Genomic DNA, 22198 nt, shown 5'->3' on the forward strand with positions numbered 1-22198 from the left:
GCTAGCCGCGATTGAACCGCGCGAGGCTGTAGGGCGCCGGATCGATCACCGGCGGCGTGCCGGTCACGAGATCGCGGATGAGCCGCGCCGTGGTGCTCGCGCCCACCATGCCGGTATGGCCGTGACCGGTCGCCACGTATAGCCCGGGGACACGAGGTACGGGACCGATCGCCGCCACGCTGTCGGGCAGCGAGGGGCGGAAGCCCAGCCATTTGCGGTACGAGATCGCCTGTAGCCCCGGGAAGACCAGCCGCGCCCGGTCCATGAGCTGGCGAGCCCGCTTCTCGTCCGGCGGCGCGTCGAGACCGGCGATCTCCACCGTGCCGGCAAGGCGCAGCCCTTCCTCCATCGGCGTGATCGCCATGCCGCCGTCGCGCAGCAGCAGCGGCAGCTTGGGGCTGATATTGGCGCCCTCCAGCATCAGGTGATAGCCGCGCTCGGTCTCCAGCGGCAGCCTCACGCCGAGCGGATGCAGCAGCCGGCCCGTCCAGGCACCGGCGGCGAGGATCACCGTACGGGCGCGCCAGTCGCCGAGATTGCCGAACAACTCGAAGCCGCTCTCGGTCGGCCGTACCGACAGGACCTTCTGGGCGAGAACGCGCCCGCCCGCCTCGATAAAAAGCCGGCTAATCACTTGCGTCAGTCGACCGGGATTCACCGTCCAGCCATTGTGCGGGAAGTACAGACCACGCTGCGCGATGGGGCCGATGCCGGGAAACATCTCCTTGAGCGCGGCGTGATCGAGATTCTCCACCACGATGCCGTGCCGGTCGATGAGATGGCGGATGAAACCCTCATTGCGGCTCGGCCTGCCGTCGTAGAACACATTGACGCTGCCCTCGGTGCGGATGAGCTCGGCGAAGAGCGCCGGGCCAAGCATCTCGCGATAGCCGTCCATCGTATCCCGATGCAGCGCCCGCAGCGCATCCGAAGCGGCATGCACGGTCGAGGTGCGGCTGGCAAGGATCCACCGGGCGAGCCACGGCGCGGCGGTCGGCAGGTAGCGATAGCGTAGCGCCAGCGGTCCCTCCGGATTGGTGAGCCATCCGGGCACATTGCGCCAGAAACCGGGCAGCGCGACCGGATTGTTGGTGCCGGCGCTGAGCAGGCCGGCATTCCCGTAGGAGGTGGCGGTGCCCGGCGGCAGCGGATCGACCACGGTGACGGAACGGCCGGCGCGCTGGAGCAGTAGCGCGGCCGACAGGCCGATGATGCCGGCACCGACAACCACGATGTCCGCTTCGCAAAGATTGGCCATAGCGCGCCCTCAGCCCCGGTTGCCGCGAATGAAGTCCGCCGCACGCTCGCCGATCATGATGGTCGGCCCGTTGAGATTGCCGGAGACGACGTAAGGCATGACCGACGAATCCGCGACGCGCAGGCCGTCGACGCCCCGCACCCGCAGTTGCGGATCGACCACCGCCATATCGTCCGTACCCATCTTGCACGCGCCGGACAGATGCAGCGCACCCTGCGTTTCGCGCCGGACATATTCGTCGTAGTCAGCCCGCGTCTTCAGCGGCCTCGACGGCTTGTGGGAAGCAGCGATGTACTTGGCGATGGAGGGACGTGACATGATTTCCTCGCCCTTCTTCACGCCTTCGATGAGCACGTCGACATCGCGCTGGTCGGCGAGGTAGTTCGCTTCGATCTTGAGCGGCACCGAAGGGTCGGCCGAGCGCAGGCTGACATAGCCGCGCGAGCGCGGACGGCAGCCATAGACGTTGAGCGTGCAGCCATTGCCGCTCGGCGTGCCGTCGACCCCGACCTCGACGCCGGCCCCGGCAAGGAAGTGGTACTGAAGGTCCGGTAGCGGATCGGAGGCGTCCCCCCACCAGAAGGCACCGCCCTCGCAGACATTGGACGCCACAGGCCCGGTGCGGAACAGCGCATATTCCAGCCCCGCGACCGCCTGCCAGCGCAGCTTCTTGTACTTGTCGTAGCTGTAGGGGCCATTGAGATCGTAGATCAGGAAGCAGTCGGTATGGTCCTGCAGGTTCTGGCCGACGCCGCGCAGATCATGCTTCACCTCGACGCCGACGCCGCGCAGATCGTCCGCCGGGCCGACACCGGAGAGCAGCAGCAGACGCGGCGAGCCGATGGCACCGGCACTGATCACCACCTCGCGCTCGGCCCGCACGATCCTGCGCTCGCGGCCGTCGCGATATTCCACGCCGACCGCGCGACCGTTTTCGATCAGGATGCGCAGCACCGGCTTGCCGGTGAGAACGGTGAGATTCTTCCGGCTGCGTGCCGGCTTGAGATAGGCCACCGCGGCACTGCAACGCCTGCCGTCGCGCATCGTCACCTGATAGAGGCCGCAGCCGGCCTGCGTGCCGGAGTTGAAGTCGGGATTGTAGGGCAGCCCCGCCTCCTGGCAGGCCTTCAGCCATTCCTTGGTCAGCGGGCTGGTGAAGCGCTGGTCGGAGACCGAGAGCGGGCCTTCCGTGCCGTGCGCTTCACCCGACAGGCTCTCATTCGCTTCCGCCTTCCTGAAGTAGGGCAGCACGTCGCGATAGGACCAGCCCTCGGCGCCCGACTCCTCCCAGCGGTCATAATCCTGCGGGCAGCCACGGATATAGACCATCGCGTTGACCGAGCTGCCGCCGCCCAGAACACGCGCCTGGCCGGTGTCCGGCGCCATGTTGAACTGGTGCCGCAGGGGCTCGAGCTGGATCCGGCGGAGCATGCGCTGCGTCTTGTAATAGGTCACCGGCATATGGATGAACGGGCTGCGGTCAGACGGGCCGGACTCGAACAGCAGCACCGACGAATCCGGGTCCTCCGACAGGCGCGAGGCGATGGTGCACCCTGCCGAACCACCTCCGACGACGATGTAGTCGCATGTCCTGATGGTCATCTTGGCTCCGTCAACGCGTTCCGATGGTAAGATTGAAAAGCCGCGGCAGCGCAGCGACGGCGCGGGCAAGGGCCGGCGCGCGCCGTCCCTCCTCCTCGGCGTCCTCGCAGGCAAGGATGGCGCGGCGGATGGCGCAGCCGCCCAGATAGCGCGCCGGCTCAGGCGGCAGGGCCGGCAGTTCCCGCCGGCAAAAGGGTGAGCGCGTCCACTCGTCCCGTTGCCCCAGCGCCAGCGAGGCGAGGCACTGGCCGATGATCCAGCTCGGATTGACGCCATGGCCGGAGAAGCCGAGGCCATAGGCGATGCGGCCTCCGCCGAGCGTGCCAGCGAACGGGAAACGGTCGGAGGACACATCGATCGCTCCTCCCCAGCGGGAGGCCACGGCGGCGCCCGCCAGCATGGGGAAGAGCCGCCCGACGCCGCGCTCGGAACGCGCGAAAGAAGCCGCGTCCCGCGTCATCGCCGCGCTCTCGACACGCGCGCCATAGGCGATGGGGCCGGAGCCGGTTCCCATCAGCAGGCGCCCGTCCGGTGTGCGACGGGAATAATGCAGGAACGAGCGCGCATCGACGATGCTGGTCGGCGAGGTCCAGCCGGCGGCGGCAAGCCTGTCCGACATCGGCTGGCTCATCATGGCGTAGCTGGAAAAGGCCATGAAACGGGGCCCGATATCCCCATGGGCGATCTGCCCGGCATTGGTCGCCAGCACCACGGCATCGGCGGTGATGGAACCGCCCGGCGTGGTGATGCGGCATGCCCCGCCGGCTTCCGCGAGCTTGAGCATGGGCGTGCCCTCGTGGAGGCCGATCTCCGCGTCGAGCACGGCCGCGCGCAGGGCGCGGGCGAGACGGCCGGGATGGACCGTCGCCTCCTCCGGGAAATACAGCCCCTTGCGGAAGACCGGCGAGGCGCAGATGTCGCCGACTTCCGCGCGCGTGAGGGGACGGGCGAAACGGCCGGCATCGAGCTCGACCATCGCTTGGGCGCCGGCATCGATCACCGCGTCCTGCGCCGGAGCGGTCGAGACCTTGAGGCCGCCGCCCTCGCGCCACCAGACATCGCGCCCGCAGGTGGAGATGAAGGCACGGATCGCGTCCTGTGCCCGCGAACCGAGGCGCGCCATGTCCCACGCCGCATCCGCCCCGAGGAGGCGCGCGAGGCGCGGCAGGGTGGTCCAGTAGCCGTGAACCTTGCCGGCGTTCTTGCCGCTGGCTCCGGCACCGCAGACGTCCCGCTCGATCACGGTCACGCGGATGTCCGGCCGGCGGCTGCGCAAAGCGAGCGCGGTCCAGAGGCCGGTGAAGCCGCCGCCGACGATGGCGACGTCGGTGCGCACATCGCCAGCGAGGGGTGGGGCTGGGCGGGCAGACCCCTCGCTGGCGAGTGCCTCGGACAGCCACCACGATGTGGCCCCGGCGGCGGATGTCACGCTCATGATCCGGTTCCCGACACCGCCGGAGCGCCGACGCCCGAGGCATCGATACTCCGGACGGCTTCGACGGCGATGCTCACAGGACGGCCATCGCCATCATCTCGACGAGGTTGGCGCCGGCGCCGGCAAGCCGGGACTCGACGGTCGCGCGCGCCGGCTCATTGCCGGCCTCCACCCATGCGTCCCACACCCGGTTCATGGCCTCGAAATGCGCCATGTCGTGCAGCCAGATGTTGACGCGCAGCAGGCGGCTCTTGTCGCTGCCGACCTGTGCGAGATGAGCGTCGATCTGGGCCAGCACGTCCGCGGTCTGGGCCGCGACGTCCGGCGTCTTCACCTTGGCGGTGACGCCGGACATGTAGACCATGCCGTTGTGCACGACGACCCGCGAGAGCCGGCCGTTGGAATCGAAGCGCTGGATGGAGTTTTGAGACTGCATGTCTTCACCACGTTGTTGGGCATATGCCCGGTCGCAAAGGCGCGCTCCCGCGCGGTCGGCGCGGGAGCGCGGAGAGCCTTACTCGGCGGCGATCCTGGAGCTGCAATAGTCGCGGAGCTTCGGCATCACCTCCTGCGCCAGCAGGCGCATGGACTTCTGCTGCACCGCGGGGTCGTCCCATTCCTTGAAGGTCTGGAGCAGGGTGCCGAAGGGACCGCCGAGGTAGTCGACGAGCGCCACCAGCTTGTCGAGCACGGTCGCCGGCGAGCCGGAAATGATCATCGTGTCCATGCAGTATTTCAGCGTCACATCCTCGTCGGCCATCGACGGGTCGTGCTTCAGCACGGGCAGGATGTTGTAGGTGCGCATGTCATCGAGCACGAAGTCATAGTACCAGGCGTGGGAATTGCCCTCGCTGGCGAGGTACTCCGCCGCCTCGGCATCGCTGTCGGCCACGAAGACCGAGCGCGCCACGCGCCACTTCTTGCGGTCGGGCTTGCGGCCCGCCTTCTCGGCACCGATCACGTACTGCTCCCAGTGCGACTTCACCCAGCACTCCTGGATGAAGTTCGCCGAAGCGAAGCCCCAGCCATGCAGGCCAGCCTGACGGGCGCTGCCGGAATTGGGCGTCATCGCCGAGATCGCGACTTCCGGGTACGGCTTCTGGTAGGGCTTCGCCATCGGCCCGAAGCCGAGCTTCGGTATCACCGAATCCTCGATCTTGATGTGCCAGTACTTGCCCTTGATGTTGTAGGGCGGGTCCGAGGCCCAGATCTTGTGAATGATGTCGATGGAATCGACCAGCATCTCGGCGCGGTTCTTGTCCTCGATGCCGAACAGCTCGAAGTCGCTGGCGAGACCGCCGGGGCCGATGCCCATGATCAGGCGGCCCTTGCTCAGGTGGTCGAACTGCGCCGCGTCGCCGGCAATGTTGGCCGGATGATGCTGCGGCAGCGCCAGTACGCCGGTCGCGAACTTGATGTTCTTGGTCGCGTCGATCAGCGAGGCAAAGAACTGGAGCGGGTTCACGATGGGTTCGATGCTGGACGAATAATGCTCGCCGACCCACACCTCGGAATAGCCGAGCTTGTCGGCGAGGATCGCGGCCTGGCGGTCCTCGTCCAGCATGTCGGTGATGCTCCGCTCGGGGTTGTGAAGCGGTTGCATGAAAAGCCCGAGATCCATCTGCCTCTCCCTGCGCGACCCGCCATCCTTGAAGACCGGGCGGCATCGCTGCTGTTTCACCAATGGCCGCCGCGGGATGTCTCGCCGGCGGTGCCCTGCGGCTCGACAGGAGCCGCGGGTTTTCTTGCGCAATCGGCGTGCCAGCGAAAAAAACGTCGATAAATCAATGATCTTTCGGTCGGAGCCCGAACCTGAGCCGGCGGCGCGTGAGACGTCCCATCGGTGAGACGTTTCGCGGCGCTGAGACCGCCGGACCGGAAAGGTCAATGGGTCAGCAGCACCGCCGCATCCGGCCGCCAGGAGGCGCGCACCGGCTCGCCCTTGGCCAGCATGATGCCGTCGACCGAGCGGGTTTCCTGATACTTGATCGTCTCGACCGAGGTGCGGATCGAGTAGACGACGCGACTTCCCATGAAGACGACGTCCTCGACCACCCCGTCGAGCGCGTTCACCCCGTCCCCGCCCGCGCCGCCCGGCGCCAGCCGGCTGACCTGGAGCGCCTCGGGCCGGATGGCGAGCGAGACGTTCTGCCCGATAGCGACGGCCGCGCCATTGGCCGGTACCTTGACCGTGCCGGGACCGACATCGACATAGGTCGTGTCGGTCTCCGCGGCCCGCACCGCGCCGGTGAGAATGTTCGTCTCACCGAGGAAGCGCGCGCAGAACAGCGAGCGCGGATGCGCGTACATCTCTTCCGGCGTGCCGATCTGCTCGATCCGACCCTTGTTCATCAGCACGATGCGGTCGGAGAGGATGGTCGCCTCGTCCTGATCGTGCGTCACGTAGATGAAGGTGGTGCCGGTTTCCTGGTGGATGCGCTTCAGCTCGGCCAGCATGTGGTGGCGGATCTTGAGATCGAGCGCAGCCAGCGGCTCGTCGAGCAGGAGCACCGAGGGCGAATTGACCAGCGCCCGCGCCAACGCGACGCGCTGGGCCTGCCCGCCCGAGAGCTCGTGAATCCAGCGATTGCCGTATTCGCCGAGCTGGACGAGGTGCAGCATGTGCTGCACCGCCTCGCGGATGCGCTCCTTCGGCCATTTCTTGAGACGCAGGCCGAAGGCGACGTTGTCGAACACGTCGAGATGGGGAAACAGCGCGTAGCGCTGGAACACCATGTTCACCGGCCGCTTGTCCGGCGGCAGGTAGGAGACGTCGGCGCCCTGGATGGTGACCCGTCCGTGCGTCGTCGCCTCGAAGCCGGCGATGATGCGCATCAGCGTGGTCTTGCCACAGCCCGACGGGCCCAGCAGCGTCAGGATCTCGCCCTGCTGGATGGTGAGATCGATGTCGTGCAGGACGGTCAGCGCGCCGAAGGCCTTCGTGACTCCATACAGTTCGACGATGTTCGGCGTGCTCATGCTTCCATGTCCTTGGCGCGTGCGCTCAGGGCCAGCCGGCGCTGGTACCAGACGAGAAGGCCCCCGATCAGGATCAGGCCGATCGACAGGCCGAGGGAGATGACGGATGCGGCGTTGATGTCCGGGCTGACGGCGCGGCGCATCATCGACCAGATGGTCAGCGGCAGGGTGGTGTCGTTGCCGCTGACGAAGACGGTGATGATGAATTCGTCGAAGGACAGCGCGAAGGACAGGATCGCCGCGCCGCCGATGGTCGGGCCGATGATCGGCAGCGTGACCAGCCGGAAGGTCTGCAACGGCGTCGCTCCGAGATCGCGCGCCGCCTCTTCCAGCGAAAGGTCGAAATACTCGATGCGCGAGCGCACCGCCTCGATGAAGAAGGGCAGGGTGAACAGCACATGGGCGATGATGATCGTCACCAGCGAGCGCTGCAGCCCGATCTGCGAGAACAGCATCACCAGCGCGATGCCGAGGAACAGCCCCGGCAGCGCCACCGGCCCGAAGGCCAGCAGGCCGAACAGGGTCTGTATCCGCCCCTTCAGCCGCGCCAGGCCAAGCGCCGTGAGCGAGCCGAGAATGGTCGTCACCAGCGCGGTGGAGGCCCCCACGATCACGCTATTCCACAGTGAGGCCATGAAGGTCGCGTCGGAGAAGATCTTGGCGTACCAGCGCAGGCTCACCCCCTCGAAGGGAAAGGTGAGCGCCGGCGAGCTGTGGAAGCTGAACAGCGTGATGATGGCGATGGGCGCGTAGAGGAACGCCACATAGAGCCAGACATAGATCCTCAGCATGAGACCTCCGTGTGCGGCGAGACGGCGCGTCTCAATCGTGGAACCGGCGGCCGGGCGCGAGCCGCAGAAGATCGAGCAGCCGCACGAAGCCGAGATAGACGATGAGGAAGGCGGCCAGCAGCAGGAACGCCATCGCCGCCCCGAAGGGCCAGTTGCCGGCGGTGCGGAACTGGTTGGCGATGAGGATGCCCGTGGTCATCCCGTCGCGCCCGCCGAGCAGTTGGGGCGTGACGAAGTCGCCGGCCGAGATGACGAAGGTGAACATGAAGGCGCCGACCAGCCCCTTGTAGCACATGGGCAGGATGACCCTGGTCAGCACCTCGGTATTGCTGGCGCCGAGATCGCGCGCGGCCTCGACATATTCCTTCTTCACGTCGCGCAGCGCCGAGACCAGCAGCAGCAGCGCAAAGGGCAGCATGATGTGGGTCAGCGTCAGTATGGTCGCGAAGGGGCTGAACAGCAGCACCTCCAGCGGCTGGCTGATCAGGCCGAGCTGCATCAGCGTCGTGTTGATGAGCCCGTTGGAGCCCAGGATCACCCGCCACGCATAGATGCGCACGAGATAGCTCGAGAACCACGAGACGAGGATCAGATAGAACAGCAGGTTCCCGCGCGTGCGGTAGACGATGAAATAGGCCGCCGGAAAGCTGAGCCCGACCGTCAGCACCGCGGTGCACAGGCCGTTCTTCAGCGCGTTCCAGGTGAGCAGGTAGAAGCCGGACGCGGAGAGCGCCCGGCTGTAATTGTCGAAGGTGAACGCCGGGATGAGCTTGAACGCCTGCGCCATCCAGAAGCTGCAGACGAAGAGAAGCACGGCGGGAACGATGAAGAACACCAGGAGGAAGAGGAACGAGGGGGCGACCAGCGCCAACCCCATTGCCTCGCGACGACGACCCTTCATCATTCCCAACACGATCTCCGTAGGCGGCGGTGCGGCGGCTCAGAACGAGGACTTGAAATCGGTCCAGGCCTGGGTCCACTCGTCATAGGTGGCGTAGGTGTCGGAGGTGCGGGGCGGCTGGCCCTGCAGCGGCGACTTGCGGAACACCTCGGGCAGGTTGCCGTAGTCGAACAGCGCCCTCGTATCGGCGTCCATCAGCGCCGGGGCATGCTTGTTGACCGCGCCGCCGGTGACCGCCTTGGCGACCTCCGCCTGCGCCTTGGCCGCCACCGCCTCGTTCATGAAGGCATAGGCGGTGTCGATGTTCTGCGCGCTGATCGGCATGAACCAGGCGTCGCACCACATCACCGCGCCTTCGGCCGGCACGGCATAGACGGTCTTCACGCCGCGCTTGGCGGTCTCCACCGGCGTGCCGCTCCACACCGAGAAGCAGGCCGCGATTTCGCCGGAGGCGAAGAGCGAGATGACGTCGCCATTCGACGAGCCGAACACGCGGCACTGGTCGCGGTAGGGCCCGAGGCCCTCGAAGGCGGTCTTCATCTCTTCCTTGGTGAGGTTCGGGAATTTCGGCCCGAAGCCGGCGAGGCGCGCGATCATCGGCCAGGTGGCGATGGTGTCGTCGCAGAAGGTCACCTTGCCCTTCAGTTCCGGCGCCAGCAGGTCCTTGTAGGTGGTGATCGGCTTGGTCATGGCCGGGTTGTAGACGAGGGCGTTGAGACCCCAGATCCACGGCAGCGCGAAATGGGTCTTGTCCCAGTACCAGGTCGGCGCCTCGTAGAACTCGGGATAGATGTTCGCGGCGGTGAAGTTCGGCAGGCGGGCGATGTCGAGCGGCTTCACGATCTTCAGCTCGTCGACATAGAAGCGCTCGAAGCCCTGCGAATATTCGGCGAGATCGAGCCTCACCGGGTTGGAGCCGATCAGCTTGGCGTGGACGTCGTCCTGCGTGCTGATGATGGCCGCGTCGACCTGGACCTTGTTGGCCTCGCGCCAGGCTTTGAGCTCGTTGTCGAGGGTGAAGCCTTCCCAGGCCATGATCTTGAGGTCGCCGCCCACGGCCGCGTGGGCCGGGCCGGGCCAGGCGCCCAGCGTGGCGCCGGCCGCCACCCCCGCGCCGAGCGCGAGCGACGTGCCCAGGAAATCGCGACGGGACAGGACGTCGTTGCGAAGTAGGTTGGCGCGCCCGAACGGGCGCCCTTTAGGCGTATCGACCATGCTGTTCCCCTGATTTTTGAACGTGCTTGATGTCGGAGCCGCGACTTCCGCCGGAGGGGTCAGCAAGAGGCATGCCAGCACTTGCGTGAACAAGATTATCTTTCTGTATCAATGCCTTAGTATTTTACCGCGACTGGGTTTGAGATTGCTGTCGCAGGAGTCTCAAACCGCGACGGACGGTCGAGAAAACCTGGGCGCGACAGGTTGGTCATGCGAAGGTATCGGCCTGCCCGACTCCATGCTGGATCAGATCGGCGGCCTTCTCGGCGACCATGATGGTCGCGGCGTTGGTGTTGCCGGAGGGCACGGAGGGCATCACCGAGGCATCGGCGACCCGCAGCCCGTCAATGCCGCGCAGCCGGAGCAGCGGATCGACGACGGCCATGTCGTCCGTCCCGATGCGGCAGGTGCCGACCGGATGCAGCGCCCCCTGCGCCCGCTCCTTCACATAGGCCCGGCGCTCCTCATGCGTCTCAAGGCGGCGACCGGGGATCTGCTCGCCGGCGAGCAGACGCGCCATGGAGGGTTGCGCCATGATCTCCTGCCCGAGCCGGATGCCCTCGGCCATGCAGTTGAGATCGTACTCCTCGCCGAAATAGTTCGGTGCCACGCGCAGCGGCGCCAGCGGATCGGCCGAGGTCAGCTCCACCACCCCGCGCGAGCGCGGCCGGGTCAGGCAGATGTTCAGCGTGGAGCCGCAGCCGCTCGCGGCCGGCGTGACGCCTTCCTCGATCCCGGTGCCCGGCAGGAAATGGAATTGCAGGTTGGGCTCGGCGATCGCGGGATCGCCCCACCAGAAGGCCCCGCCCTCGATCAGGTTGGAGCAGAGCGGCCCGCGCCGGAACAGCAGCCATTGCAGGCCGGCCATCGCCTTGCGGTGGAGCCTGCGATAGGCGTCGTAGCTCTCCACGCCGTCGAGCGCATGGACGATGTAGACGTCCATATGGTCCTGAAGGCCAACCCCGACGCCGGGCAGGTCATGGCGAACCTCCACCCCGACCTTGCGCAGATGATCGGCCGGACCGACGCCCGACTGCAGCAGCAGTCGCGGGGACTGGATGGCGCCGGCCGACAGGATCACCTCACGCGACGCACGGACCGTCTCGGGCCGGGTGCCTCCGGCGAGGAACTCCACGCCCGACGCCCGCCCCTTGTCGATCAGCACCCGCGTCGCCCGGCAGCCGGTGCGCACGGTGAGGTTCCTGCGCCGCCGCGCCGGCTTCAGATAGGTCACGGCGGTGGAGGCCCGCCGACCGTTGCGCGCGGTGATCTGGTAGAGGCCGCAACCGGTCTGCACGCCGCCGTTGAAATCGCTCGTCGGCGGAATGCCGAACTCCTGGCAGGCCCTTAGCCACGCCTTGGTCAGCGGGTGCGGCGAGGGCTGGCTGGAAACCCAGAGCGGCCCCTCCGTGCCATGCGTGGCGTCGGCGAAGGTGTCGTTGCTCTCCGCTCGCCTGAAATAGGGCAGCACGCCCGCATAGCCCCAGCCTTCCGCGCCCTGCGCCGCCCAGCCATCGAAATCGCTCGGAATTCCGCGGACATAGACCATGCCGTTGACCGAGCTGCCGCCGCCGAGCACGCGCGCCTGCACCATGTGGGGAGCGCCGACGCCGCCCGAGGCACCGTTGGCGGGCTCCCAGGGAATGCGCTGGAGCAGGTTGCCGGTCGCAGTCTTGTAGACCATGGCCGGCAGATGGATGGCGGGAGAAAGATCCCGCGGCCCCTCCTCCAGCAGCAGCACCGAGACGGCCGGATCCTCCGACAGCCGTGCCGCCAGCACGCAGCCGGCCGATCCGCCGCCGACGACGACATAGTCGTACATGCCTCTCACTCTCCTGCTCACCCGGCCGCCGCCAGCGTTCCGTGGGCGGGTAGCAAGTTCCGGTCCGACGTCGGAAAGCCCGGATTCCGCGAGGGGGCCGCGCCCGCATCTCACGCCGCGACGTGAGATTCTGCGAAAACCGCGAGACGAATCCGCACATGACGGGAGGCGAACGGCCGGGCGCGAGCGTGCGATCCTTCTTTTTGCGGAACGCAATGGCGCACCGGGCGCACCTGCGGTATGGCGCCCGCGTCTGGCACACATTGTGCCCGGCGGCCGGGACGACCGGCGACGGTCGCAAGGTGGCGTGGCGCCCGATATCGGCGCCGAGCGTATTGGGAAGTGGCATGACTGAAATGACCGCCGCGCGGGAGCAACGAGCGCTCGCCGCGTCGCGCATGGCCGTGAGCGCCGTGTTCTTCGTCGGCGGCGCCGGCCTGACGGTATGGGCGACCTATATTCCGATCCTCAAGGCGCGAGCCGGCCTCGACGACGCCCAGGTCGGCCTAGTGCTGCTCTGCGTTTCGCTTGGCTGCCTGTGCGGAATGCCGGCGGCGGGGTTCATCCGCCCCCGCCTCGGGCCGCTGCGCTCCGGCGCGCTCGCCGGCATCGCCTTCGCCGCCGCGAGCTTCGGTCCCGCCTTCGGCGTCACCATGCCGGTGCTGGCGGCATCGGGCTACGTCATCGGCGTATGCTTCGGCTTCCTCGACGTGTGCATGAACTCGCATGCCTCGGCGCTGGAGCGCGAGCTCGAACGGCCGATCATGTCCTCCGTGCATGCCTTCTTCAGCCTCGGCAACGTGGCCGGCGCGCTGGCGGGCGGGGCGCTGATCGGCTCGGGGCTCGGCATCCCGTCCGCTCTCGGCCTCGCCAGCCTGGTCCTCATCAGCATCGCCACCGCCGCGGTTCCATGGCTCTGGCTGCCGGAAAGCCATGTGCGGGAGGCGGCGGGCACCTCGATCTTCCGCCTTCCCAACCTCACCATGCTGGGGATCGGCATCCTCACCGTGCTGGCCTTCGTCATCGAGCTGGCGTTGATCGACTGGGGAGCGCTCTACCTCGTGCAGGCCACCGGCTCGGTGCCGGCGCAGGCGGCCTATGGCGTGGCGGCCTTCTCACTCGCCATGACGGGCGGGCGCCTGTGGGGAGACCGGATCGTGCGCCGGCTCGGCCCGGTGACGACGATCCAGATCTCCGGCGCCGTCGCCTTTCTGGGCATCGCGATCATCGTGCTGGCCCCGACGACGCTGACGGCGCTGCCCGGCTTCGCCGTCGCCGGCCTCGGCATCGCCAATCTCGTGCCGGTGTTCTTCTCGCTGAGCGGCCGGATGCCCGGTATTCCCCCGACGGCCGGCATCGCCATGACCGTGACCATCGCCTATGGCGGTGGCCTCTTCGGGCCGCCGCTCATCGGCTTCGTGGCGCATTCGCAGGGTATGCGCGCCGCCTTCGTCCTGCTGATCGGCGGCGCGCTGGTGATCGCGGGGATGGTCCGGACGGTCATCCCCCGCGACGTGCGGTGAGAAGCCGGGCGGTCAGCCCAGCTTCATCACCACCGACTTGGTCTCGAGATAGGCGTCGAGATGCTCGACGCCGGACTCGCGGCCATAGCCGCTGGTCTTGTAGCCGCCGAAGGGCACGGCCGGGTCGAGCCCGCCATAGGTGTTGACCCACACCGTGCCGGCACGGATCGCCTTCGCCATGCGGTGCGCGGTGGAGACGTTGGTCGTCCACACCCCGCCGCCGAGGCCGAACACCGTGTCGTTGGCGATGGCGGCGGCTTCCTCCAGCGTGTCGAAGGGGATGGCCGCGGCCACCGGGCCGAAGATCTCCTCCTGCGCGATGCGCATGTCGTTGGTCACGCCGCTGAGCACGGTCGGCTCGAAGAAATAGCCGTCCTTCAGCGCGCCCTCGGTGATGCGCTTGCCGCCAGCGGCGGCAGTGACGCCCTCGCCGAGGCCGATCTCCATGTAACCCGCCACGCGATCGAGCTGCTTGGCGTTGACCACCGGGCCGATCTGCGTCGCCGGATCGAGCCCGTTGCCGACCTTGAGCGACTTCGCATAGTCGCTGACGCGGGCGACGAACTCCTCGTAGATCGGCCGCTGGACCAGCAGGCGCGTGCCGGCGCAGCAGATCTGCCCGGTATTGGCGAACACGCCCATGCCGGCGCCGGCGACGGCGGCGTCCATGTCGCAATCGGCGAAGATGATGTCCGGCGACTTGCCGCCGAGCTCCAGCGTCACCCGCTTGATGTTGCTCTTCGAGGCCTCGATGATCTTACGACCGGTGAGGTCCGAGCCGGTGAAGGCCACCTTGTCGACATCCATGTGCCGGGCAAGCGCGTCGCCGGCGATGTGGCCGAAGCCGGGCACGATGTTGACCACGCCTTCCGGCACGCCGGCTTCCAGCAGCAGCTCGCCCAGCCGCAGTGCGGTCAGCGGCGCGTCCTCGGCGGGCTTCAGCACCATGGTGCAGCCGGTGGCGAGCACCGGGCCGATCTTCCAGATGGTCGAGGTGAGCGGGGCGTTCCACGGCGTGATGGCGCCGACGACGCCGACGGGCTCCTTCAGCGTGTAGGTGAACACCTCGCCGGGCATGGAGTTCGGCAGCGTGCCGCCGCTGATGACGGTGCACATGCCGGCATAGAAGCGCGGCAGGCCGAGCGCGCGCTGGCGGCGGGCATACATGGAGGTGATGGGCGCGCCCATGTCGAGCACGTCGATATGCGCCAGCGTCTCGAAGTGCTTCTCCACCAGATCGGCGAAGCGCAGCAGGCACTGCTGGCGCTGGAACGGCGTGAAGCGGCTCCACGGGCCGGTGAAGGCGCGGCGCGCCGCGGCCACGGCGAGGTCGATGTCGGCCGCGCCGCCCTCGGAGACCTCGGCCAGCATCTCGCCGGTCGCCGGGTTGAAGGTCTTGAAGGTCTTGCCGGAAAGCGAGGGGACGAACTTGCCGTCGATCAGGAGCTGCTTGGGCAGCGGCGCGATGATGTCGGCGATCGGGTTCACGTTGATGGTCATGGCACTACTTTCGGAAACGAAAGGGATGGCCGGAGAACCGCAAGAGCCATGCCATCGGCTCCTCATCCCGCGGGCGCGCGGAGCGCGGGCGAGCGCCCCGCCGGCGGAAGCCCGCACCGGTGCTGGATTCCTCTCCCCCGCCTCGCCCGATCCGACCAGCCGGCGCGGGACGCCGGCAGGCGCCGGGCGTCTCACATCAGCGACATTTGTCGCAGCGGCTGGCGAGACGCAGACCCCGATCTCCCGCGATTTCCGGGGAATCGGGACGTGGCACGCGACTTGCGCTCCTGTCCCCGCGGTCCCGGCCGGGAATGGCCGGAGGAGCCGCGAAGTGGAGTTCGCCATGATCGAGCCGTCTCATTTCAAGCAGGGCATGCGGCGCCTCGCCGCCGGGGTGTCCGTGATCACCACCATCGACGACGGGCAGCCGCACGGCTTCGTCGCCACCTCCGTCACATCGGTGGCCGCCGACCCGACGCCGACCCTGCTCGTCTGCGTCAACCGCAACGTTTCCTGCCACGACGTGATCGACCGCTCGCGGTCGTTCTGCGTGAACCTTCTGGCCGAGCCGGAACTGGAGCTCGCCAAGGCGTTCAGCTCCGCCGAGCGCCGCCACGCGCGCTTCAGCACGCATGAATGGCGCCCGCTCTCCACTGGCGCGCCGGCGCTGGTCGGGGCGCTGGCCAGCTTCGACTGCGTGCTGACCGACAAGGTGAGCGTGCACAGCCACAGCATCTTCCTCGGCACCGTGGTCGACATCGTGCTGCCGGAGACACCGCTGCATCCCCTGATCTATGCCGACGGCCAGTTCGACGCGCTGCGCTCGCGCTGCGCCGCGACGGCGCTGTAAGGACGGCCGCGTCGGGATCAGACGCGGCTCCGCGCCGTGTCGCGGGCGACCTTTGCGAAATTCAGCGCCAGGGGCGGCGGCCGGTTGCGCCGGTACACCACCGCCAGCCCGATGCGCGGCGTCGGGGCGCGGATCGAGCGGAAGGCGACGCCGTGCACGTTCAGGCCGCCCATCGATTCCGGCACCAGCGAGATTCCCAGCTCGGCCGAGACCAGCGACAGGATCGAGGCGATCTGCGGCGCCGGCTGGCCGAGCCTCGGCTCGAAGCCGGCCGCCCGGCAGGCGGCAAGCGCGGCGTCGTGGAGGCTGGTGCCGACCGAGCGCGGCGTCAGGATCAGCGCGTCGTCCCTCAACGTCGCGAGATCGAGGGCGCCCTTCCCGCGCGCCGCCGGGTGGGCGGCGGGCAGCGCCACCACCAGCGGCTCCTCGGCGAGGCTCTCCTCCCGCACGCCCTCGGGATCGGAGGCGGCCGGCCGCAGGATCGCCACATCGAGCCGTCCCTCGACCAGATTGTCGAGCAGGGTGAGCGAGCTCGCCTCTTCCACCCGCAGCTCGACGTCGGGATAGGTGCGCCCGAAGGAGCGGATCGCCGCCGGCACGATGGGGTTGAGCGCCGCCGTGCCGGTGAGCCCGATGCTGAGCTGACCGATCTCGCCGCGCGCGGCGCGCCGGGCCGCCCGCACGGCGGCCGCGACCTGCCCCGGCAGCGGCGCGACCCCATCGAGGAAGGCCTGTCCCGCCTCCGTCAGCTCCGCGCCATGGGCCACGCGATGGAACAGCAGCGTGCCGATCTCCGCTTCCAGATCCTTGATCTGCGAGCTGAGCGGCGGCTGGCCGATGCCGAGGCGCGCGGCGGCGCGGGTGAAGTTCCGTTCCTCGGCGACGGCGAGGAAGTAGCGGATGTGCCGAAGCTCCATCCCATACATATGACAGATGATGAACGCCATTTCCATATATTGGACGGATGGTCACGCCGGGATTATCTCCCGGTGCGAAAAGGTCCCCCACCATGCCTCCCCACGCCGCCGTCGCCTCCTCTCCCTTGCTCGACCATACCGCTGGTGGTGCTGCCGACGACGCCTCCACGCCCGCCCCGGCGCATGAGGCTGCCCGCGGACCCGTCTGGATCGCGCGGGGCACACCCGAATACCGGAGGGTCGGCTTCGCGCTGTTCCTCGTCGGCTTCGCCAGCTTCTCGCTGCTCTATTGCGTGCAGCCGCTGCTGCCGGCCTTTTCCCGCAGCTTCGCCATCAGCCCGGCGCAGAGTTCGCTCGCCCTGTCGCTGACGACCGGCCTGCTGGCGATCTCCATCGTTCTCGCCGGTGCCTTCTCGCAGGCACTCGGCCGCCGCGAGTTGATGTTCGGTTCCATGCTGCTGGCGGGCGTGCTCAGCCTTGCCGCGGCCCTCGCGCCGAGCTGGCACGGTCTGCTCGTCGCCCGGGCGCTGGAAGGCTTCGTGCTCGGCGGCGTGCCGGCGGTCGCCATGGCCTATCTGGCCGAAGAGATCGAGCCGCGCCATCTCGGCCGGTCGATGGGGCTCTATGTCGCCGGCACCGCCTTCGGCGCGATGATGGGGCGCGTCGGGATGGGGCTGATCACAGAGTTCACCACCTGGCGCATGGCGCTCGGCGCGATGAGCGTGCTGTGCATCGTCTCCGCCATCGGCTTCCGGCTGCTGCTGCCGCGCTCGCGCAACTTTACCCCCGAGCGCGGGCTCAATCCGCGCTTCCATGTCGAGGCGTGGGCGCAACACCTGCGCAACCGGGGTCTGCTGCGGCTCTACGCCGTCGGCTTCGCGCTGACCAGCGTGTTCGTCACGCTGTTCAACTACGCCACCTTCCGCCTGTCGGGGGCGCCCTACGGCCTGAGCCAGACCGGGGTGAGCCTGATCTTCCTCGCCTTCAGCTTCGGCATCGTCGCCTCCTCGGTTGCCGGCGGACTGGCGGACCGTTTCGGTCGCCGGCCGCTGCTGATGGCGGGCTTCCTCACCATGCTCGCGGGCGTGGCGCTGACCCTGCTCGCCCCGCTGCCGGCCATCGCCGCCGGCATCGCGCTGGTAACGACCGGCTTCTTCATCGGCCATTCGGTGGCGAGCAGCTCGGTCGGCCCGCTCGCCGGTGTGTCGAAGGGGCACGCCGCGTCGCTCTACCTGCTCTTCTACTACATGGGCTCGAGCCTCATCGGCTCGGCCGGCGGCTGGTTCTGGGAGCATGGCGGCTGGCCCTCGGTCGCCGCGCTGACCGGGGCAATGGCGCTGGCTGGTCTCATGCTCTCCATCGGCATCGAGAGCCGGGCCCGGCCGCGCGCCGGGCGCGCCGCCGAACCTTCCGACGACGTGGAGCCCCTCAGCGCCGCTTGAGCGCGTCCATCAGCGCCGCGCCGAGCGCGCCCTGCGGTTCGCGCGACGCCGGCTTCACCGGGGCACCGCGGCCCGACGTCTTGTCGCGGGCGTCCGGCCCGCGCCCGGGTTCTCTGGTCTTCGGCCCGCCGGCCCCGGCCTCGCGGCGCATGGAGAGCGCGATGCGCTTGCGCTTGAGGTCGACCTCGACCACCCGCACCTTCACCACGTCGCCGACCTTCACCACCTCATGTGCGTCCTTCACGAAGCGGTCGGCGAGCTGGGAGACGTGCACCAGCCCGTCCTGATGCACGCCGATATCCACGAAGGCGCCGAAGGCCGCGACGTTCGTCACCGTGCCTTCGAGCTCCATGCCGGGCTTGAGGTCCTTCATGTCGTCGATGCCGTCCGCGAAGGTCGCGGTCCTGAAGGCCGGGCGCGGGTCGCGGCCCGGCTTGTCCAGCTCGGCGATGATGTCGCGCACCGTTGGCAGACCAAAGCGCTCGTCGACGAAGGCGCGGGGATCGACCGCCGCGAGCGCCGAGCTGTCGCCCATCAGCGCGCGCAGATCGCGCCCGCAGGCTTTGACGATCTTGCGCGCCACGCCATAGGCCTCCGGGTGCACCGCCGAGGCATCGAGCGGCTCGGCGCCGTCGCGGATGCGCAGGAAGCCGGCGCATTGCTCAAAGGTGCGCGGGCCGAGACGTGAGACGTCCAGCAACTGCCTGCGGCTGGCGAAGGGGCCGTTGGCGTCGCGATGGGCGACGATGGCTTCCGCGAGCGAGGTGCCGAGACCCGACACCCGCGCCAGCAGCGAGGCGGAAGCGGTGTTGAGGTCGACGCCGACCGCGTTCACCGCGTCCTCCACCACCGCGTCCAGCGCGCGGGCGAGATGGTATTGGTCGACATCGTGCTGATATTGCCCGACGCCGATGGATTTCGGCTCGATCTTCACCAGCTCCGCCAGCGGGTCCTGCAGGCGCCGGGCGATGGAGACGGCGCCGCGCAGCGACACGTCGAGCTGGGGGAACTCCGCCGCCGCCTGCTCCGAGGCCGAATAGACCGAGGCGCCCGCCTCCGAGACCACCACCTTGATCGGCTTGGGCGGCGGCAGGTCGCCCAGCATCTCCGCGACCAGCTTCTCGGTCTCGCGGCTGCCGGTGCCGTTGCCGATGGCGACCAGCTCGACACCGTGCTGGCGGATGAGACGCGCCAGCTCGGCCTGCGTGCCGCGCACGTCGTTCTTCGGCGGGAAGGGGTAGACCGTCGACGTCGCCACCAGCTTGCCGGTCCCGTCCACCACCGCCACCTTCACGCCGGTGCGGATGCCGGGGTCGAGCCCCATGGTGGCCCGCGTGCCCGCCGGGGCGGCCAGCAGCAGGTCCTTGAGGTTGCGGGCGAAGACGTTGATCGCCTCGGTCTCCGCCTTCATCCTGAGCTCGGTCATCAGGTCGAGCGCGAGGTGGAGCGAGAGCTTCACCCGCCAGGTCCAGCCGGCCACCTCCATCAGCCAGGCGTCGCCCGGCAGCTTCTCGCCGATGGCGTAGGCCTCGGCGATCATCCGCACGACGGGCTTGATCGGGCGCGGGTCGTCCGCATCGGCCTCGATGTCGAGGGTCAGCACGTCCTCGTTGCGCCCGCGTAGCATGGCCAGGGCGCGGTGGCTCGGCACGCCGGACCAGCGCTCCACATGGTCGAAATAGTCGGAGAACTTGGCTCCCGCCTCCTCCTTGCCCTCCACCACGCGGGCGCGCAGGAAAGCGTTCCGCTGGAGGTAGGCGCGCAGCTGGCCGATCAGCTCGGCGTTCTGGGCGAACTGCTCGGAGAGGATGTCGCGCGCACCTTCCAATGCGGCCTTGGTGTCCGGCACCTCATCGGTGAGATAGGCCTTCGCCAATTCCACCGGCACGAGCGAACGGTCGGCGAGGATCGCCTCGGCCAGCGGCCCGAGGCCGCGCTCGCGGGCGATCTCCGCCCGGTTCCGCCGCTTCGGCTTGAAGGGCAGGTAGATGTCCTCCAGCTCCGCCTTGGTCGCGGCGGCCGCGATGGCGGCCTCCAGTTCCGGGGTGAGCTTGTCCTGCTGGCGGATCGCCTCGTGGATCGCCGCCCGCCGCGCCTCCAGCTCGCGCAGATAGATCAGCCGCTCGCCGAGCTGGCGTAACTGCGTGTCGTCGAGACCGCCCGTGACCTCCTTGCGGTAGCGCGCGATGAAGGGAACGGTCGCGCCCTCGTCGAGCAGCGCGATGGCGGCTTCCGCCTGCTGCGGACGGGCGCCGATCTCGGTCGCGATCTGCCGGGCGATGGCGGCGGTGGTGGAGGCGTTGGCGGCTGTCATGCGGAACACGGAATCGCTTCAGGGAGGCTCGACCATATTCCGCCCGGCGCCGTCAGCCTAGCGGCGCGCCCTGCTCGCCTTCCGAACCCCCGGCGAAGTGGATGCCGATCGTGCCGCGGTCGACCTCGGCGATCGGCGCCTTGTAGGCGATCTGGCCGTGCGAGATCACCGCGACGGTGTCGGAGAGGTCCAGCACCTCGTCGAGATCCTCGGAAATGAGCAGCACCGCCGCCCCGGCATTGCGCGCGGCGACGATGCGGGCGCGGATTTCCGCCGCCGAGGCGAAGTCCAACCCGAAGCAGGGATTGGCGACGATCAGCACCGCGATAGGCTCGGCGGAGAGCTCGCGCGCCAGCACCGCCCGCTGCACGTTACCACCCGACAGCGCGCCGATCGGCGTATCGGGCGAGGGGCTGGCGACGCGGAAGCGGGTCATCAGCTCGCGCCCCGCGGCGCGGATGGCGCGCCGGTCGAGCCACCAGCCCCGCCGGCTCAGCGGCGGCTTCTCGAAACGGCGGAACACGATGTTGTCGGCCACCGACATGCCGGCCACGGCGGCATTCTTCAGCGGTTCCTCCGGCACGACGAACAGGCCCGCCGCGTCGAAGGCGCGGCGCGTCGGCAGGAAGTCCCGCCCGTTCACGAACATCTGCCCGGAGGAGAGCGGGCGCTGCCCGCAGCACGTCTCCACCAGCGCGCCCTGTCCGTTGCCGGAGACGCCGGCGATGCCGACGATCTCGCCCGCCGCCACCTTGAGGCTCACGCCGCGCAGCGCCGGCCGGCCGTCATCGTCCTCGGCGAACAGCCCCGCCAGCTCCAGCGCCGGCTCGCCGACAGAGGCGGGCATGGCGCGACGCTCCGGCAGCGCAGCCTTTCCCGAGGCCCCGGCGGTCGCGGCGGCCTCGCCGACCATCATCGTCGCCATCTCGCGCGTCGAGAGGCCGCGCCCTCCGCCGACGACGCGCCCGCGCCGCAGCACCGTCACCGCGTCGGCGAAGGCCTGCACCTCGCGAAACTTGTGGGTGATCATCAGCACGGTGATCTCCCCGCGCTCCGTCATCGCCTTGAGATGCCCGAGGATCTCGTCCGCCTCGGCCGGCGTGAGCACGGAGGTCGGTTCGTCGAGGATCATGAAGCGCTGGTCGAGATAGAGCAGCTTGAGGATCTCGAGCTTCTGCCGCTCCCCCGCCGAGAGCGCGCCGACGCGCCGGTCGAGCGGCACGCGGAAAGGCGTGCGGTCGAGGAAGGCCTCGATCCGGCGCCGCTCGGCCGCCCAGTCGATGACGGCGGGCGCGTCGCGCCGCGCGATGACGAGGTTCTCCGCCGCGGTGAGCGAAGGCACCAGCGTGAAGTGCTGGTAGACCATGCCGAGCCCCAGCCCCTGCGCCTCGCGCGGGTTGCGCACCGACACTTCGCGGCCGTCGAGCAGCACGGCTCCCTCGTCCGCCCGGTGAAAGCCCATGAGGCACTTCACCAGCGTCGACTTGCCCGCCCCGTTCTCGCCGAGCAGTGCGTGGAACTCACCGGCGGGCACCTTCAGCGACACGTCGTCGAGCGCCTTGAAGCTGCCGAAGCGCTTTGACAGCCCGATGGCCTCCAGCGCAATCGCGCCGGGGGAGGTGAAGGAGAGGGCCTCGTTGCTCATCCTT

At 68.7% G+C, this 22198-nt stretch carries 17 protein-coding genes; 3 read left to right on the top strand and 14 right to left on the bottom strand.

Features of this window, described 5'->3' with window-relative positions:
- Position 1: 1 nt before the first annotated feature.
- The 10 genes from FO470_RS01890 to FO470_RS01935 form a co-directional block, all read right to left on the bottom strand.
- Positions 2-1258, bottom strand: a complete 1257-nt coding sequence (locus FO470_RS01890) for an NAD(P)/FAD-dependent oxidoreductase (protein WP_144341230.1) — start codon at positions 1256-1258, stop codon at positions 2-4.
- 9 nt (positions 1259-1267) lie between these two features.
- On the bottom strand, positions 1268-2860 hold the full coding sequence (locus FO470_RS01895) for a GMC family oxidoreductase (RefSeq protein WP_144341231.1): 1593 nt from the start codon (positions 2858-2860) through the stop codon (positions 1268-1270).
- 10 nt (positions 2861-2870) lie between these two features.
- Entirely contained in the window at positions 2871-4295 is a 1425-nt protein-coding gene (locus FO470_RS01900) for an FAD-dependent oxidoreductase (protein WP_144341232.1), read from the bottom strand.
- A gap of 73 nt (positions 4296-4368) precedes the next feature.
- Positions 4369-4731: a RidA family protein gene (locus FO470_RS01905; protein ID WP_144341233.1), complete on the bottom strand. Its 363-nt coding sequence runs from the start codon at positions 4729-4731 to the stop codon at positions 4369-4371.
- A gap of 78 nt (positions 4732-4809) precedes the next feature.
- On the bottom strand, positions 4810-5916 hold the full coding sequence (locus FO470_RS01910; protein WP_144341234.1) for an LLM class flavin-dependent oxidoreductase: 1107 nt from the start codon (positions 5914-5916) through the stop codon (positions 4810-4812).
- Between the two features lie 263 nt (positions 5917-6179).
- Entirely contained in the window at positions 6180-7274 is a 1095-nt protein-coding gene (locus tag FO470_RS01915; RefSeq protein ID WP_144341235.1) for an ABC transporter ATP-binding protein, read from the bottom strand.
- Positions 7271-8065 carry an ABC transporter permease gene (locus FO470_RS01920; protein ID WP_144341236.1) on the bottom strand — a complete coding sequence of 265 codons (795 nt, stop codon included), beginning with the start codon at positions 8063-8065 and terminating at the stop codon, positions 7271-7273. The genes FO470_RS01915 and FO470_RS01920 overlap by 4 nt, the downstream gene beginning before the upstream one ends.
- A gap of 31 nt (positions 8066-8096) precedes the next feature.
- Positions 8097-8969, bottom strand: a complete 873-nt coding sequence (locus FO470_RS01925; RefSeq protein WP_144341237.1) for an ABC transporter permease — start codon at positions 8967-8969, stop codon at positions 8097-8099.
- Positions 8970-9005: 36 nt separating this feature from the next.
- On the bottom strand, positions 9006-10181 hold the full coding sequence (locus tag FO470_RS01930; RefSeq protein WP_144341238.1) for an ABC transporter substrate-binding protein: 1176 nt from the start codon (positions 10179-10181) through the stop codon (positions 9006-9008).
- Positions 10182-10389: 208 nt separating this feature from the next.
- Positions 10390-12003 carry a GMC family oxidoreductase gene (locus tag FO470_RS01935; RefSeq protein WP_144341239.1) on the bottom strand — a complete coding sequence of 538 codons (1614 nt, stop codon included), beginning with the start codon at positions 12001-12003 and terminating at the stop codon, positions 10390-10392.
- A gap of 347 nt (positions 12004-12350) precedes the next feature.
- Here FO470_RS01935 and FO470_RS01940 point away from each other — a divergent pair, with 347 nt between their 5' ends.
- Positions 12351-13526, top strand: coding sequence for an MFS transporter (locus tag FO470_RS01940; RefSeq protein ID WP_144341240.1), 1176 nt, complete (start codon positions 12351-12353; stop codon positions 13524-13526).
- 12 nt (positions 13527-13538) lie between these two features.
- Here FO470_RS01940 and FO470_RS01945 read toward each other — a convergent pair whose 3' ends face one another.
- Complete coding sequence (locus FO470_RS01945) at positions 13539-15026, bottom strand: aldehyde dehydrogenase family protein (RefSeq protein ID WP_144341241.1); 1488 nt, start codon at positions 15024-15026, stop codon at positions 13539-13541.
- Between the two features lie 343 nt (positions 15027-15369).
- Between FO470_RS01945 and FO470_RS01950 the strand changes: the two genes are divergently transcribed.
- A complete protein-coding gene (locus tag FO470_RS01950; RefSeq protein WP_144341242.1) occupies positions 15370-15876 on the top strand; it encodes a flavin reductase family protein in 507 nt (168 codons plus the stop codon).
- Between the two features lie 17 nt (positions 15877-15893).
- On the opposite strand, the gene FO470_RS01955 is transcribed toward FO470_RS01950, so the two are convergent.
- Complete coding sequence (locus FO470_RS01955) at positions 15894-16793, bottom strand: LysR family transcriptional regulator (RefSeq protein ID WP_144341243.1); 900 nt, start codon at positions 16791-16793, stop codon at positions 15894-15896.
- A 92-nt stretch (positions 16794-16885) separates the two neighbouring features.
- Here FO470_RS01955 and FO470_RS01960 point away from each other — a divergent pair, with 92 nt between their 5' ends.
- Positions 16886-18235, top strand: a complete 1350-nt coding sequence (locus FO470_RS01960; protein ID WP_144341244.1) for an MFS transporter — start codon at positions 16886-16888, stop codon at positions 18233-18235.
- On the opposite strand, the gene FO470_RS01965 is transcribed toward FO470_RS01960, so the two are convergent.
- The gene (locus FO470_RS01965; RefSeq protein WP_144341245.1) at positions 18222-20549 is read right to left on the bottom strand and encodes a Tex family protein; all 2328 of its coding nucleotides are present in this window, start codon (positions 20547-20549) and stop codon (positions 18222-18224) included. The two genes, FO470_RS01960 and FO470_RS01965, sit on opposite strands and share 14 nt — an antisense overlap.
- 52 nt (positions 20550-20601) lie before the next feature.
- On the bottom strand, positions 20602-22194 hold the full coding sequence (locus tag FO470_RS01970) for an ABC transporter ATP-binding protein (RefSeq protein ID WP_144341246.1): 1593 nt from the start codon (positions 22192-22194) through the stop codon (positions 20602-20604).
- Between the last annotated feature and the right edge of the window lie 4 nt (positions 22195-22198).

Source organism: Ancylobacter moscoviensis (assembly GCF_007559435.1).
GTDB classification, from domain to species: Bacteria; Pseudomonadota; Alphaproteobacteria; order Rhizobiales; family Xanthobacteraceae; genus Ancylobacter; species Ancylobacter moscoviensis.